Below are 13,484 nucleotides of genomic sequence, written 5' to 3' on the forward strand. Positions count from 1 at the left end.
GCATGACCGCTCCGTCTTCTCCCGCCGTGCCGACCCAGTCCTCCCCCGCCGCTCCGATCCGGTCCGCGCTGCGCGACCGGCCCATCCGGCTCATTGCTCCCCCGGTCTCCGGGATCCTGCGCCCGCGTCTGGTGCTGACCGGAGTGCTCCTGGCCGTGGGCGCGTTCGCGCTGTTCTGCTGGGGCCTGGCCCTCGGCGACTATCCGGTGACCCTTCCCGAGGTCGTCAAGGCCCTGTTCGGGGTGGGCGATCCGGGCACCGTCACCGTCGTCCAGGACCTGCGGCTGCCGCGCGCCCTGACCGGGCTGCTGGCCGGGGTCGCGTTCGGGGTCTCCGGGGCCGTGTTCCAGACGATGACCCGCAACCCGCTGGCCAGCCCGGACATGATCGGGCTGACCGCGGGCGCCGGGACCGCGGTGGTGGGGGCGGTGGTCCTCGGCTGGACCGGCGGCCTCGGACTGTCCACGCTGGGCCTGCTGGGCGCACTGGCGACCGCGCTGCTGGTGTACGTGCTGGCCTGGAAGGGCGGGGCCACCGGCTACCGCATCATCCTGGTCGGCATCGGCGTGTCCTGGATCTGCACCAGCGCCACCGACTTCCTGGTGGCACGCGGCAACCGGTTCGAGGCGGAGGAGGCCCTCGGCTGGCTGGTCGGCAACCTCAACGGCCGGACCTGGAGCCAGGTGGACTCCCTGGCGATCGCCCTCGCCGTGCTGCTGCCGGTCACCCTGGGCCTCGGCCGCTGGATGCGCACCCTCCAGCTCGGCGACGACGTGGCCGCCGGGCTCGGCACCCCCGTCCAGCCGGTCCGGCTGGCGCTGCTGCTGACCGGAGTGGGCCTGGTCGCCTTCGGCACGGCCGCGGCCGGCCCGGTGGCCTTCGTGGCGCTGGCCTGCCCGCAGATCGCCCTGCGTCTCGCGGGCACCTCGTCACCGCCCCCGCTCGTCTCCGGTCTCACCGGCGCGTTCGTCGTCCTCGGGTCGGACCTCCTCGCACGTGAGGCGGTCCCCGGGACGGAACTGCCGGTCGGGATCGTCACCGGCGTCCTCGGCGCGCCGGTCCTGCTGTGGCTGCTCATCCGCGCCAACCGCGCGGGCTCTGGAGGCTGATCCCATGTCGACCACCGACCCGCGCACGCCGGGCTCCCTCGAACCGCGTGCCGCCGGACCCGAGTTGCGCGCCCGCGGCCTCCATCTCGCCTACGACGGACGGCCCGTGGTGGCCGGCCTCGACCTCACCGTGCCCACCGGCCGGATCACGGCCATCGTCGGCGCCAACGCCTGTGGCAAGTCGACCCTGTTGCGCGCCCTCGCCCGGCTGCTGGCCCCACGCGAAGGCGTCGTCGAACTGGACGGCACCGCCCTGCGCTCCCTACCGACCCGCGAACTCGCCCGCACCCTCGGCATCCTGCCGCAGACGCCGGTGGCGCCCGAGGGGCTGACCGTCGCCGACCTGGTCAACCGCGGGCGCTCCCCGCACCAGACCTGGTGGCGGCAGTGGTCGGCGGCCGACGAGGAGGCCGTGCGGGCGGCGCTGGCGGCGACCGGCCTGACCGAGCTGGCGGACCGGCCGGTGGACGAGCTCTCCGGCGGCCAGCGGCAGCGCGCGTGGATCGCGATGGCCGTCGCCCAGGGCACCCCCGTACTGCTCCTGGACGAGCCGACCACCTATCTCGACCTCGCCCACCAGATCGACGTGCTGGACCTGATCACGGACCTCAACCGGCGCGAGGGCCGCACGGTGGTGATGGTGCTGCACGACCTCAACCAGGCCTGCCGGTACGCCGATCACGTCATCGCCATGAAGGCGGGCCGGATCGTCGCGCAGGGCGCACCGGCCGAGGTGGTCACCGAGGCCACCGTCGAGGACGTCTTCGACCTGCGCTGCCGGATCACCCCCGACCCGGTCAGCGGCACGCCGATGGTCATCCCGCTGGGCCGCCACCACCACGACGGCGGCGGCGACCCCCGCGAGACGGAGGACGCACTGGCAGCAGGCGTCGAGTGAGCCGGACGGGGGTCCGGCCCGGACCCGTTCAGGGACGGGACGTCAGGTACCCGCCCATCGTGCGGAAGTAGTCCGCCGCCGCGTACTCCGTGCCGTCGTCCGTGCGCACCCGGCGGACCAGCAGCCCCCGGCAGCGCCCGGTGTACGCGTCGGCGCCCGCCACGACGACCACGCCGTCCCCCTCCCGGATGAAGATCCGGCCCGGAGTACCGCCGTAGCACCCCTGGGAGACGGCGGCGGAGACGATCCTCAGCCGCTCGCCGCGGTGGAAGGCGTAGGCGTTCGGGTACGGGTCCGACTGCGCGCGGATCAGGCGCTCCAGCCGCTCCGCGGGCCAGCTCCAGTCGATCCGGCCGTCCTGCGCCGACCGCTTGTGGAAGAAGCTGGCACGGGTCCGGTCCTGCGGCACCCACTGGCCGGCGTCCCGGCCGGAGGCGATCAGGTCGAGCGACTCGCGGACGATGGGCGCGATGAGGTCGACCGTCCGGTGGAACAGGTCGGTGGCCGTGTCGGTGGGCCCGACCGGCACCGAACGCTGCACCAGGACGTCCCCGGCGTCGAGTTCGGCGTTCATGCGGTGCGCGGTCACCCCGACCCGCTCCTCGCCGTTGATCAGCGCCCAGATGATCGGGGAGAACCCGGCGTAGGCCGGCAGCAGCGAGTCGTGGACGTTGAGGGTGCCGTGCGGAGGCAGGTCGAACAGCTCGGGCGGCAGCCAGGTCCGCCAGTTGTTGGCGACGATGATGTCCGGCCGCGACTCCCGTACCGCGTCGAGGAGTTCGGCGTCGTCGGGGCGGTTGCGCAGCAGGACCGGCACATCGTGCTTCTCCGCCAGCTCGGCGACGTTGTCGTCCCAGATCTTCTCGTAGGCGTGCTCGCTCTCGGGGTGCGTGATGACGAGGACGACCTCGTGGTCGGAGTCCAGCAGCGCCTGCAGCGTGCGGTGGCCCCAGGTCTGGTAACCGAGCATGACGACCCGCATGTGGTTCTTCCCTTCCGAGACTCCATTGCTAGGTAAGCCTTACCTTATCTAGCATGAGGCTGCCTGAGGGAGGCGATGCCAAGGTGAAATCACCGGTCATGGGTTCCGACGTCGTCCACGACATCGTCGGGATAGGTTTCGGCCCGTCAAATCTCGCCCTGTCCATAGCGGTTGAAGAACACAACGCGGGTCTCGCGGCAGACCGTCGGACCGACGCCCTGTTCCTGGAACGCCAGCCGCGGTTCGGCTGGCACCGGGGCATGCTGATCGACGACGCCACGATGCAGGTCTCCTTCCTCAAGGACCTCGTCACACTGCGCAACCCGACCAGCGACTTCAGCTTCCTGTGCTTCCTGCGCGAACAGGGCAGACTGATCGACTTCCTGAACCAGAAGACGCTCTTCCCGCTGCGGATGGAGTTCCACGAGTACTTCGCGTGGGCGGCGGCGCGGGTCGCGCACCTGGTGGCGTACGACAGCCAGGTGATCGCGGTGGATCCGGTGCGCGACGAGGACGGCCAGGTGGTCTTCTTCGACGTCACCTGCCGGGACACCGCACGCCCCGGGGCGGCCGTGACCCACCGGGCGCGCAACATCAGCGTGGCGATGGGCCTCGAACCGCATGTGCCGCCCGGCCTCGACCTGGCCGAACGGATCTGGCACAACAGCGAGTTGATCCCCCGGTCCGAGCAACTCGCCCGGACCGGCGCCCCGGTGCGGCGGGTGGTCGTGCTCGGCGCCGGGCAGAGCGCCGCCGAGACGGTGGACTACCTGCACCGCACGTTCCCGGAGGCGGAGGTGTGCTCGGTCTTCGCCAAGTACGGCTTCACGCCCGCCGACGACAGCCCGTTCGCCAACCGGATCTTCGATCCCGAGGCGGTCGACGTCTACTTCTCGGCGCCGTCCGAGGTGAAGCAGTCCCTGCTCGACTACCACCGCTCCACCAACTACTCGGTGGTCGACATGGATCTGATCGAGTCGCTGTACGCCACCACCTACCGGGAGAAGGTGGCGGGCCGGGAGCGGCTGCGCTTCCTGAACGTCTCCCGGGTCCGTGAGGTCGCCCCCGGCGCGGACGGCGATCTCGACGTCACCGTGGAGTTCCTGCCGACCGGCGAGCAACAGGCGCTCCCCGCCGACGTGTTGGTACTCGCCACTGGCTACCGGCCCCGCGACCTGGCCACGCTCATGGGCGACGCGGCCAAGCTCTGCCTCAAGGACGACGGGGACGAGATCCGGGTGGGCCGGGACCATCGCGTGGAGACGGCGCCGGAGGTCAGCGCCGGCATCTACCTCCAGGGCGGCACCGAGCACACCCACGGCCTCACCAGCACCCTGCTGTCCACCGTGGCGGTCCGGGCGGCGGAGATCCACCGCTCGGTGCTGGCCGACCGGTTGGCGGCGGCCTGACCGGCCCCCGCACTCCCGTGGCCCGGACGGTACGGTCCCGTCCGGGCCACGGGGCTTCCCACGGCCCGTTCCTCCGATCACGGACGCCGGACACCGTCGGGAACGGCGTCGCGGTGCGGTCTCAGTACGGTCCGTGGGTCCAGCGGCCGTTCCGTCATCGTGGCGTGCACCGGCATGGTGCGGAGCGTGTCCGGGTCCGCCGCCGGCGGGTCGGCGTCCACCAGCACCAGGTCCGCGGGGTCACCGACCCGGACTAGCCGGCGCCCGCGGGCGGCGGCCAGCGCGTCCCGCACCGGCAGGCGCTGTTCGGGATGCCAGGCGGGGCGGCCGTCGTCGGTACGGCTGACGGCGGAGGCGACGGCGAGCCAGGGGTCGAGCGGGGAGACGGGGGCGTCCGATCCGAACTCCAGCCGTGCCCCGGCCGCCGGCGGGTCGGCGTGGGCGAAGGCGCGTCCGGTGCGGCCGGCCCAGTACCGGTCCGCGACATCGCGGTCGTCCGTCGCGTGCCGGGGCTGGACGCCCGCGGTGACGCCCAACTCCGCGAAGCGCGGCAGAATCCCACGTCACTCGGACATCGACGCACGCGGGACGACCCCTGGCCGGGGCCGTCCCGCATCCGGATCGGTCGGGTGGAACCGTCAGCCGTCGATGCGGTGGGTGGTCCAGAACGACGTCAGGTCCGTGCTGGTGGCCGCCTGGGCCGCCGCCTTGAACTCGGCGGTGGTCGAGACGCCGTACCAGTGCGAACTGGCGTAGCTCTTGAGGAGGTTGGTCATCGCGGTGTCACCGATGAGGCGGCGCAGGTCGTGCAGGGCGCACTTGCCGTAGCCGTAGACGACGGTGGAGTAGCGGGAGGAGTGCGCGTCCCAGTACGCCATCGAGTTGGTGATCTTCTCGTCGGCCGAGGCCCAGGAGACGCTGCTCCAGCAACTGGTACCGGTCTTGCCCAGGGCCAGATCGGTGGCGTAGTCGGTGAACGCCTCGTCCAGCCACGGGCTGTTGTACTCGTCGTCGCCGACGATGCCGTACCACCACTGGTGGCCGATCTCGTGGGTGAGCGCGGTGGTGCTGACCAGGTCGAGGACGAAGCCCGGGTACTCCATGCCGCCGAACCAGAAGTTGTTGTCGATGACCGCGTCCAACTCGCCGTAGGGGTAGGCCCCGAAGCGGCCGGCGTGGGCGTCTACGGCCGTCTTGGCCGTGCTGAGCATGGACTGGGCGTTGGAGGAGCTGATGCCCGAGACGGAGTAGATGTTGATCGGGACCCCGCCGGTGGAGGTGCCGGAGATCTTGGTGAACGGCCCGGCCGCCCAGGCGAAGTCACGGACCTTGGTGGCCGTGGCGGTGGTGACGGTACGGCCGCTGGTGCCGGGGGTGTCGACCGAGGTGCCCGTTGCCGGGACCAGCAGGGTGCTGGGGTGGTCCAGGGTCACCTTGAAGTCGGCAGCCAGCGAGTAGAAGGACTCGCCGTTGTTGGTGTACGGGTCCAGGTGCCAGCCGGAGCCGTCCCGGACCGCGAGGACGGGCAGGGCGTTGCCGATCATGCTGAAGGCGCCGTCGTAGCCGAAGCGGTCGGCGCCGCTGGGGACGGTGATGCCCAGGTCGAAGCCGATCGTGGTGCTCTGGCCCTGGGCCAGCGGTGTCGGCAGGTCGACCTTGAGGGCGGTGCAGGCGACGGACAGCGCGCCGGCGGTGCCGCCGGTGACGTTGCTGACCGTGATCGGCGGGGCCGAACAGGTGCCGTGGTAGTTGTCCCACAGCCTGAGGTAGACCTCGCTGAGCGCGGTGGCGGAGGCGTTGGTGAAGCTCACGCTCTCGTGACCGGTCCAGCCGGTGCCGGTGGAGTTGCTGGTCAGGCTGACGGTGTACGAAGGCGAGGCCGGGGTGCGGGTGGTGTCGCCCGGGGTGGTGGCGGCCGAGGTGTCCAGGGCGAGGTCGTCGAGGACGAAGCTGCTCTGGAGGCTGGAGTCCTCGGTGCCGGTGAAGGCGACGGTCACGGTCTGCCCCGCGAACGCCGAGACGTCGAAGGACTTCTGGACGTAGCCGGTGTTCTTGTCGAGGTTGGAGTAGGTCGCCAGCGTGGTGCTGCCGATCTTCGCCGTGAGTTTGTCGTACGCCGTCGAGCTCGTCGTCTCGGCGGTGTCGATGTGCAGCCAGAAGGTGAGGGTGGCGGCGCACCCGGAGGGGATGGTCACACTCTGGGAGAGCGTGTCGGTGTGGGTACCGCCGGTGCCGTCCAGCCAGGCGAAGCTGGAACCGCCGTGGGCGGACTGGCCGGAGCGGCTGGTGATCACGCTGGTCGAGGACTGGGTCCAGGGTGAAGTGCCGCTCTCGAAGCCGCCGTTGGTGATCAGTTGGCTCGACGTACAGGCCGCGGCGACCGGTTCGGCCGCCGACGCCGAGGTGCCGGGCAGCAGGGCCGCGGCGAGTGCCGCGACGGCCAACGCGCTGGTGGCGAAGGCCTTGTGGGGGGTCGATCTCACACGAGACTCCTTTGCGGAGGCCGGGATCCCGGCCTGCTCGGTGGCCGCCGGGCCGGCTGGGGTGCGCCGGTGGCGGCCTCACGCATGACGAAGTGGTGCGAGTCGGAAGCCTGACAGATTTGACCAGGCCATGTCACTAAGGGGTTACCCTCGGGTCAGGCGTGGTCCGCGCAGCACGGGGTGGGGTTGGGGACCTCGAAGGGGGCCAGCAGGCCGCCCGCCGCCGGGACCAGGGTGAGCGCGAGGACGCCGGCGCGCCACTCCGGGCGTACGTGGTCCTGGGTCATCACCTCGGTGGCGGGCGGGAGTTCGGCGGCCGGGGCACCCATCACGACCAGGCGTTCGATGGCCGTGCGGTCGAGCAGGTCCGCCGCGGTGACCGTGCCGGTCAGGTGCTCGACGCCGGGGTAGACCACGGCCCGGCCGGAGTCCGGGGGCGCGGCGGCCGCCAGCCGGGCGCCGTCCACCGCGGCGGCCGGGCCGTGGGCGCGGTCGGCGAGGGCGAGCCCGGTGCCCTCCGGCAGGGACCTCACCAGCTCCTGCCACACCGCGTCCGCGTCCGCGTCGGCGACGGCCAGCGACACGGTCGTGCCCCGGCGTTCGTCCGTGCGGTGGAGGTGGGTGCAGGCGAACGCGTCCGCCGTGAGCGCCAGTCGGCCCAGCAGCCCGTGGATCAGGTGGTCGGCCTCGCGCAGGGTCGCCGTACCGGCATCCACCCCGATGACGGGGCGGACGCCGGACGGGTCGTACGGGGAGGTCATGCGGGCAGGACCCACATCGGGTTGGAGTAGAACCAGAGGTCCTTCCACGGGTCGGCGTCGGCGAGGACGTCGATGGCCGGGCCCGCCGGGTCCACGGCGGCGCCGTTGATGCCGACCGCCGAGCGGTTGCCGTCGGTGCCGCGCAGCCGGACGTAGACCGGCTTGTCGAGGCGGCCGAGGGAGTAGGTCAGCCGGACCGAGCCGGTCGACTTGTTGACGTCGAAGGACTTCACGACCTTGGTGGCGGGCGTGGCGAACGTGTCCTTGTCGGCGACGGCGCCGGTGACATCGCCCTGGATGACGTCGACGCGGGCCAGGGTCGGCACGAACTGCGCCCAGTTGGGGCCGTTGGCGAGGCTGATCTCGATGACCAGGTCGACCTGGCTGCCCTTCTTGACGTGCAGCACGTCGCCGAGGGTCACCGCGCGCGAGCCGGAGCGCAGCTGCGCGTTCAGGCCGCTGATCAGGCCGCCGTGGTCCACCCAGACACGGCCGGCCCGGATGCCGTCCATGACCGCCTTGTAGGAGAAGGAGGCGGAGCCGACGTGGGTGCGGGAGTACTGGCCGGGCCAGAAGTCGGTGTCGGTGAGGCTGATCGTGCCGCCGTACACCGGGTCGTTGTAGCGGCCGTTGGCGTTGAAGTCGCTGTTCGGGCCGCGCACCGCGGTGTCCGCGTACACGTTGTGGGAGTCGGAGTTGGCGGTGATCCACCAGGGCTTGCCCTCGGCGAGCAGGCTGTCCCACAGGCCGCCGACGGTGGCGGTCATCCAGTCGAAGCCGCCCCAGGTGCGGTAGCTCTCCAGCGGGTAGCCGGCGAAGGAGTCGGCGCTCGGGCTGTTGTCGTAGATACCGCGGGCGGAGCCGGGACCGTTCGGCTTGGGCAGGCCGCCCGCCTGGTGGCCGGGGGCGCCCTCCATGCCGACGGCGATCGACGGCTGGGCGTCGCGCCAGGCACGGATCTCGTGCGGGGAGTCGATGCCCTTGCGCGCCGGGTGGTTGGCGAGGAACAGGGCGTCCTTGACCTTGCGGCGCTGGACCTGCTCGGCGAGGAAGTTGAGGCCGGAGATGGCCAGCGCCTCGTTGGCCGGGGTGCTCGCGGAGGCGCCCTTGACCGAGCCGTCGAAGGAGGTCTCGAACTCCTTGAGGACGGCGACCTCGTTCTTGCCGGGGTGGACGAAGACGGTGCCGTGCTCGGCGGCCGGGATGTTCCACTCCAGGCCCTGGAAGACCAGCGTGTCGTCGATCTGGTCACGGGCCGCGACGATGTCCGGGTTGACCTTCTCGACACCGATCTTGGCGTGGGTCTCGCTGCCGTGGTCGGTGATGACCATCCAGTCCAGGCCGTGCGCGTTGGCCTGCCGGACGTGGTCGATGACCCGGTACTTGGCGTCGGAGCTGTGCTGAGTGTGGATGTGGTGGTCGCCGGCCAGCCACAGGTAGCCGGCGGAGCGGCCGTCCTGGGAGTGGGAGGAGGAGACCGAGGCGGCGGCCTGGCCCGCGCCGGCGAGGACGCTGCCGGCGGCGAGACCGGCGCCGAGCAGGCCGGTGCGGCGCAGCATCGAGCGACGGGAGAGCTGACCGGGTGTCAGCTCCGCGTCCGGGACCGAGAGATCGAGGGCGGGCGGCAGCGACGAGGCGTCGGCGTCCGAGTGGTGGTGATGGTGGTGGTGACCGTGGTCGTGAGTGTGACCGTGGCTCATGCGCGTACTCCCGCGGGCGACCGGTACGGGGGGTGACTCAGGACGTGCAGAGTCTGCGAAGGTCGCGTGAACAGCGGGAGTCGAGGTCATGGTGGGGTAAAGAACGACTCATGTGCAGCGCGCTACGCACGTGTACCGGTGGGGAGTTGGCCAAGCGGCCGTAAAGACGGCAATGCCCGGGCCGGCTCACGGGGAGCCGGCCCGGGCATCAGGGCCCGGTCGGTCAGACCAGGTCGAAGCGGTCCGCGTCGGCGACCTTCGCCCAGGCGGCGACGAAGTCCTTCACGAACTTCTCCTTCGCGTCGTCGCTGGCGTAGACCTCGGCCAGCGCGCGCAGCTCGGAGTTGGAGCCGAAGACCAGGTCGGCACGGGTGCCGGTCCACTTGACCGCGCCGGAGGCGTCACGGCCCTCGAAGGTGTCCTGGTCCTCGGAGGTCGACTTCCACTCCGTGCCCATGTCGAGCAGGTTGACGAAGAAGTCGTTGGTCAGCACGCCCGGGGTCTCGGTGAGGACACCGTGCTTCGAGCCGCCGTGGTTGGCGCCCAGGACACGCAGACCGCCGACCAGGACGGTCAGCTCGGGGGCGCTGAGACCGAGCAGGTTGGCGCGGTCGAGCAGCAGGTACTCGGCGCGCAGGCGGTTGCCCTTGCCGAGGTAGTTGCGGAAGCCGTCCGCGGTGGGCTCCAGGGCCGCGAAGGACTCGGCGTCCGTGTGCTCCTCGGTCGCGTCGACGCGGCCCGGGGTGAACGGCACCTCGATGTCGACCCCGCCGTCCTTGGCGGCCTTCTCCACCGCCGCGGCACCGCCGAGGACGATCAGGTCGGCCAGGGAGACCTTCTTGGCGCCGGAGTTGAACTCCTGCTGGACACCCTCCAGGACCCGCAGGACCTGGGCGAGCTCGTCCGGGTTGTTGACCTCCCAGCCGCGCTGCGGCTCCAGGCGGATACGGGCGCCGTTGGCACCGCCGCGCTTGTCGCTGCCGCGGAACGTCGAGGCCGACGCCCACGCGGTGGAGACGAGCTGGGAGACCGTGAGGCCCGAGTCGAGGAGCTTGGCCTTCAGGGCCGCCACGTCGGCGGCGTCGATGGCCTCGCCCTCGGCCTGCGGCAGCGGGTCCTGCCAGATCAGCGTCTCCGCCGGGACCTCCGGGCCGAGGTACAGGGACTTCGGGCCCATGTCACGGTGGGTCAGCTTGAACCAGGCGCGGGCGAAGGCGTCCGCGAACTGCTCGGGGTTCTCGTGGAAGCGGCGCGCGATCGGCTCGTAGATCGGGTCGAAGCGCAGCGAGAGGTCGGTGGTGAGCATCGTCGGGAGCTTCTTCTTCGACGCGTCGTGCGCGTCGGGGATGATCGCCTCGGCGTCCTTGGCCACCCACTGCTTGGCGCCGGCCGGGGACTCGGACAGCTCCCACTCGTAGCCGAAGAGGATGCTGAAGAAGTCGTTGCTCCACTGGGTCGGCTTGGTGGTCCAGGTGACCTCCAGACCACTGGTGATCGCGTCGCCGGCCTTGCCGGTGCCGTAGGTGCTCTTCCAGCCGAGACCCTGCTGCTCCAGCGGGGCGCCCTCGGGCTCCACGCCGACGTTGTCCGCCGGGCCCGCGCCGTGGGTCTTGCCGAAGGTGTGGCCACCGGCGATGAGGGCGACGGTCTCCTCGTCGTTCATCGCCATCCGGCGGAAGGTCTCCCGGATGTCGCGGGCCGCGGCGATCGGGTCCGGGTTGCCGTTGGGGCCCTCCGGGTTGACGTAGATGAGGCCCATCTGGACGGCGCCGAGCGGGTTCTCCAGCTCGCGGTCGCCGGTGTAGCGCTGGTCGTCCAGCCACACCTTCTCGGGACCCCAGTAGACGTCCTCGTCGGCCTCCCAGACGTCCTCGCGGCCGCCGCCGAAGCCGAAGGTCTCGAAGCCCATCGTCTCCAGGGCCACGTTGCCGGTGAGGATCATCAGGTCGGCCCAGGAGATGGACTGGCCGTACTTCTTCTTGACCGGCCACAGCAGACGGCGCGCCTTGTCCAGGTTGCCGTTGTCCGGCCAGCTGTTGAGCGGGGCGAAGCGCTGCTGGCCGGCGCCGGCGCCACCGCGGCCGTCGGAGATGCGGTAGGTGCCCGCGCTGTGCCAGGCCATCCGGATCATCAGCGGACCGTAGTTGCCGAAGTCGGCCGGCCACCAGTCCTGCGAGGTGGTGAGCACCTCGGCGATGTCCCGTTTCACGGCCGCGAGGTCGAGGGCCTGGAACGCCTCGGCGTAGTCGAAGCCCTCGTCGAGGGGGTTCGCGACCGGCTGGTTCTTGGCAAGGATCTTCAGGTTGAGCCCCTCGGGCCACCACTGGCGGTTACCGCCGCCCTGGGTGGGGTGCGCGGCGCGGTCGTGCGCGACCGGGCACTTGCCCGCGGCGTTTTCCTGGGCCTCAGACATGGGGGAAATCCTTCCGGAGGGGGCGGATCGACGTACTAAGGAACTGCGTATTCGGGAACTGCGTATTCAAGAACCGAGTGCTCGGGAACCAGGCACTCAGGAACTGCTGACGGTGGAGCAGGCGGGGCACAGGCCCCAGTAGATGACCTCGGCCTCGTCGATCACGAAGCCGTGGGCGTCCGAGGCGGTCAGGCAGGGCACCTCGCCGACCGCACAGTCGACATCGACGACGGCACCGCACGACCGGCACAGCAGGTGGTGGTGGTTGTCGCCGACGCGTCCTTCGAACCGGGCCGGGCTGCCGGCCGGCTCGATCCGGCGTATGAGTCCCGCCGTGGTGAGCGCGTACAGCGCGTCGTACACGGCTTGAAGCGATATGTGGCCCACGCGCTCGCGGACACCCGAGGCGATCGCCTCGACGTCGAGGTGGTCGCCGTGGCGGACGGTCTCCAGCAGCGCGACGCGGGCGGCCGTCACCCGCAGGCCGGCACCGCGCAGCTCTTCGGCGGTCGTCGGGGTCTGGGATGCGGTCATGGAGCCAACCTATCCTCATAAACACGAGTGATTCAAGAATACAAACCACTCAAGTCTGGTGGCGAACCGGCCAACGCCCTCTTGCCGCCGCCGGCCGATCGACTTTGCCGGCTCTTTACAACCCGCCGGGGCGCCGGGTCGTCTCTCCGCTCGATCCGTTCCTCAGCCCGCCCCGACCAGGCGGGCCGACGAAAGAGAGCGTCTTCATGCGCCGAACTGTCCTGAGCGCCACCGCGCTGGCCTGCACCGCCGTGCTGGGCGGCACCGTGCCCGCGTTCGCCGACGGCACCACCCCGAGCCCGGTCGCCAGCGTCGCGCCGTCCACCGCCCCCTCCGAGGCACCGTCCGCCGTGCCGTCCACCGCGCCCACCCGGGGGGCGACCCCCGCCCCGACCCGGGACTCGGGCCAGGTCGCGGAGGTGCCGAGGGGTGCCGCCGACACCGGGGTGACCGAGTCGTCCTCGGGTTCCGGTTCCGGCTCCGAGAACGCGCTGATCGGCGGGGGCGCGGCAGTCACGCTCGCCGCGGGCGCGGTGGTGTTCGCCGTCCGTCGCCGCCGGGCGACCGGGGCATGACCCCGCTCTCCAGGCGCGCCTTCGTCACCGCCGCGACGGCCTCGCTGCTGGCGGGCTGTGCCGGGCAGGCTCCGCACCGGACGGCCACGACCGCCGTCCACCAGGGGCGGACGCCCACGCCGTCCGCCACGCCCCACGCGCTCGGCCGGTCCGTGCCGGTCCGGCTGCGCGTCCCGGCGATCGGGGTCGACACCCCGTTGCTGCGACTGGGGCTCGCGGCCGACGGCACGGTGCAGGTACCGCCGATCACCGCGCACGACCGGGCGGGCTGGTACCGCCACTCCCCCACACCGGGGCAGGTCGGCCCGTCGGTGATCCTCGGCCATGTCACGGTCGGCGCCTACGGGGACGGCGTGTTCCGCCGGCTCGCCGAGGTGCGCCGGGGCGACGAGGTCGTGGCGCGTCTGGAGAACGGCAGGTCGGCGGCGTTCACCGTCGGCGAGGTGCGGACGGTGGCCAAGTCCGCGTTCCCGACCCAGGACGTGTACGGGGACGTGGACCGCCCTGAGCTGCGGCTGATCACCTGCGGCGGCCCGCGCAGCGGGCACGGCTACCTCGACAACGTGATCGTCTTCGCCACGCTGACGGGCACCGGCTGACCCACCGGGATGCGGGCCCGG

At 71.5% G+C, this 13,484-nt stretch carries 11 protein-coding genes and 1 pseudogene; 5 read left to right on the forward strand and 7 right to left on the reverse strand.

Annotated features, from left to right (window positions below):
• Positions 1-2 precede the first annotated feature (2 nt).
• Together ACFZDK_RS19595 and ACFZDK_RS19600 are read left to right on the forward strand one after the other, a co-directional pair.
• Entirely contained in the window at positions 3-1,109 is a 1,107-nt protein-coding gene (locus tag ACFZDK_RS19595) for an iron chelate uptake ABC transporter family permease subunit (RefSeq protein WP_390973976.1), read from the forward strand.
• 4 nt (positions 1,110-1,113) lie between these two features.
• Positions 1,114-2,007: an ATP-binding cassette domain-containing protein gene (locus tag ACFZDK_RS19600; RefSeq protein ID WP_390973977.1), complete on the forward strand. Its 894-nt coding sequence runs from the start codon at positions 1,114-1,116 to the stop codon at positions 2,005-2,007.
• 28 nt (positions 2,008-2,035) lie between these two features.
• Here the strand turns inward: ACFZDK_RS19600 and ACFZDK_RS19605 are convergent, their stop codons facing one another.
• Positions 2,036-2,989: a formyltransferase family protein gene (locus tag ACFZDK_RS19605; protein ID WP_390973978.1), complete on the reverse strand. Its 954-nt coding sequence runs from the start codon at positions 2,987-2,989 to the stop codon at positions 2,036-2,038.
• Between the two features lie 98 nt (positions 2,990-3,087).
• Here ACFZDK_RS19605 and ACFZDK_RS19610 point away from each other — a divergent pair, with 98 nt between their 5' ends.
• Complete coding sequence (locus ACFZDK_RS19610) at positions 3,088-4,398, forward strand: SidA/IucD/PvdA family monooxygenase (protein WP_390973980.1); 1,311 nt, start codon at positions 3,088-3,090, stop codon at positions 4,396-4,398.
• A 121-nt stretch (positions 4,399-4,519) separates the two neighbouring features.
• Here ACFZDK_RS19610 and ACFZDK_RS19615 read toward each other — a convergent pair.
• From ACFZDK_RS19615 to ACFZDK_RS19640, 6 genes and pseudogenes are all read right to left on the reverse strand, one after another.
• Positions 4,520-4,952: pseudogene (locus tag ACFZDK_RS19615) on the reverse strand (amidohydrolase family protein); the annotation flags it as partial.
• An 84-nt stretch (positions 4,953-5,036) separates the two neighbouring features.
• The gene (locus ACFZDK_RS19620) at positions 5,037-6,881 is read right to left on the reverse strand and encodes a M1 family aminopeptidase (RefSeq protein WP_390973981.1); all 1,845 of its coding nucleotides are present in this window, start codon (positions 6,879-6,881) and stop codon (positions 5,037-5,039) included.
• Positions 6,882-7,036: 155 nt separating this feature from the next.
• The gene (locus ACFZDK_RS19625; protein ID WP_390973983.1) at positions 7,037-7,642 is read right to left on the reverse strand and encodes a hypothetical protein; all 606 of its coding nucleotides are present in this window, start codon (positions 7,640-7,642) and stop codon (positions 7,037-7,039) included.
• A complete protein-coding gene (locus ACFZDK_RS19630; protein WP_390973985.1) occupies positions 7,639-9,342 on the reverse strand; it encodes a PHP domain-containing protein in 1,704 nt (567 codons plus the stop codon). Before ACFZDK_RS19630 ends, ACFZDK_RS19625 begins: the two co-directional genes overlap by 4 nt.
• Positions 9,343-9,565: 223 nt before the next feature.
• Positions 9,566-11,755 carry a catalase/peroxidase HPI gene (katG, locus tag ACFZDK_RS19635; protein ID WP_390973987.1) on the reverse strand — a complete coding sequence of 730 codons (2,190 nt, stop codon included), beginning with the start codon at positions 11,753-11,755 and terminating at the stop codon, positions 9,566-9,568.
• 96 nt (positions 11,756-11,851) lie between these two features.
• Entirely contained in the window at positions 11,852-12,289 is a 438-nt protein-coding gene (locus ACFZDK_RS19640) for a transcriptional repressor (RefSeq protein ID WP_390973989.1), read from the reverse strand.
• Between the two features lie 206 nt (positions 12,290-12,495).
• Here ACFZDK_RS19640 and ACFZDK_RS19645 point away from each other — a divergent pair, with 206 nt between their 5' ends.
• Together ACFZDK_RS19645 and ACFZDK_RS19650 are read left to right on the forward strand one after the other, a co-directional pair.
• A complete protein-coding gene (locus ACFZDK_RS19645) occupies positions 12,496-12,864 on the forward strand; it encodes a sortase-dependent protein (RefSeq protein ID WP_390973990.1) in 369 nt (122 codons plus the stop codon).
• The gene (locus tag ACFZDK_RS19650) at positions 12,861-13,463 is read left to right on the forward strand and encodes a class F sortase (RefSeq protein ID WP_390973992.1); all 603 of its coding nucleotides are present in this window, start codon (positions 12,861-12,863) and stop codon (positions 13,461-13,463) included. Before ACFZDK_RS19645 ends, ACFZDK_RS19650 begins: the two co-directional genes overlap by 4 nt.
• Positions 13,464-13,484 lie beyond the last annotated feature (21 nt).

This window comes from Streptomyces sp. NPDC007901 (genome assembly GCF_042959465.1).
Lineage (GTDB): Bacteria > Actinomycetota > Actinomycetes > Streptomycetales > Streptomycetaceae > Streptomyces.

Coding starts and splice junctions, on each gene's coding strand:
- ACFZDK_RS19595 (WP_390973976.1), top strand. CDS start 3: ATGACCGCTCCGTCTTCTCCCGCCGTGCCGACCCAGTCCTCCCCCGCC.
- ACFZDK_RS19640 (WP_390973989.1), bottom strand. CDS start 12,289: ATGACCGCATCCCAGACCCCGACGACCGCCGAAGAGCTGCGCGGTGCC.
- ACFZDK_RS19610 (WP_390973980.1), top strand. CDS start 3,088: ATGGGTTCCGACGTCGTCCACGACATCGTCGGGATAGGTTTCGGCCCG.
- ACFZDK_RS19630 (WP_390973985.1), bottom strand. CDS start 9,342: ATGAGCCACGGTCACACTCACGACCACGGTCACCACCACCATCACCAC.
- ACFZDK_RS19605 (WP_390973978.1), bottom strand. CDS start 2,989: ATGCGGGTCGTCATGCTCGGTTACCAGACCTGGGGCCACCGCACGCTG.
- ACFZDK_RS19645 (WP_390973990.1), top strand. CDS start 12,496: ATGCGCCGAACTGTCCTGAGCGCCACCGCGCTGGCCTGCACCGCCGTG.
- ACFZDK_RS19600 (WP_390973977.1), top strand. CDS start 1,114: ATGTCGACCACCGACCCGCGCACGCCGGGCTCCCTCGAACCGCGTGCC.
- ACFZDK_RS19625 (WP_390973983.1), bottom strand. CDS start 7,642: ATGACCTCCCCGTACGACCCGTCCGGCGTCCGCCCCGTCATCGGGGTG.
- katG (WP_390973987.1), bottom strand. CDS start 11,755: ATGTCTGAGGCCCAGGAAAACGCCGCGGGCAAGTGCCCGGTCGCGCAC.
- ACFZDK_RS19650 (WP_390973992.1), top strand. CDS start 12,861: ATGACCCCGCTCTCCAGGCGCGCCTTCGTCACCGCCGCGACGGCCTCG.